General features: G+C 46.7%; 2 protein-coding genes. One reads left to right on the top strand and one right to left on the bottom strand.

Annotated features, from left to right (window positions below):
* Positions 1-337 (top strand): efflux RND transporter permease subunit (locus A3750_RS15705; RefSeq protein ID WP_156498636.1); only part of this gene is annotated, 337 nt, incomplete at its 5' end.
* 165 nt (positions 338-502) lie between these two features.
* On the opposite strand, the gene A3750_RS15700 is transcribed toward A3750_RS15705, so the two are convergent.
* Positions 503-995: mechanosensitive ion channel domain-containing protein (locus A3750_RS15700; RefSeq protein ID WP_156498635.1), on the bottom strand; the 493-nt coding region annotated here is incomplete at its 5' end.

Genomic DNA, 995 nt, shown 5'->3' with positions numbered 1-995 from the left:
GCGCTGCTCCTTAGCAAACTCAACCAAGAATGCGATTCTGATTGTTGAGTTTGCTAAGGAGCAGCGCGAGAAGGCAGGGCAGAGCATTATTGAGTCGGCAGAAACCGCAGCGCGAATGCGATTTAGAGCCGTACTAATGACGGCTTTGTCTTTTGTTTTGGGTATTCTGCCGCTTATCTTTGCGGTGGGCGCAGGTGCTGCAAGTCGCCACTCTATTGGCTATACCGTATTTGGAGGTATGTCGGTGGCGACGGTTGTGGGTACACTGTTGATTCCGGCATTCTACGTGATGATGCAATCTCTTAGAGAAAAAGTGAAGGGTTCGAGTAAGGTGTGAACTAAGAGTTTATGATGAGTTGGTATGCCATGCTATTTGCATAGAAAGGCGTTTTCAGCGACGTCGAGCGTATCAAGACCTAACATCTATTCGACTAGCCAGATGAAGTGTCATGGCTCTGCGTATGATTGGCACGTGAGACCGAGGTGCCAATCATTGTGATACTTACGTCGGCTCTGTTTTTACAGCCGCTTGACTCATCAACACCGAATTGCGAATGACCGGCGGCAAAATTCCTTGCTTTTTGAACTCGCTCATTACTCTTAGAGTGACATCTGTCTCAAATAACTTCTCGTATTGCGTATCTAGCACGTAGGCTTTNAGGGTCAACTGCAGGGCGAAGTAGGTGTCTTCAATGTGCTGTTTTACTAATACAACGATCGGCTTAGGTAGATGAATGTAGCGGCTTGAAGCAGCCGCTTCTTGGATGATATCGCGCGCGAGAAGAATGTCTTGATCAAGACCGATATAAAAAGGAATGTTGATTTGCATATCCAACTCGCCGAAGTTCCCGCTTGTCACTACATCGCTTAAGAACTTGCTATTTGGTATGGTGATCATGTCATCCGTTAGGGTCTGCATTCGTACTGAGCGCAAACCAATTTTAACGATATCTCCATAGTGCTCTTCAAACGTAACGCGATCGCCCACCTGAAAT

The organism is Oleiphilus sp. HI0079, assembly GCF_001635105.1.
This window is presented reverse-complemented; position numbering and strand designations above follow the sequence as displayed.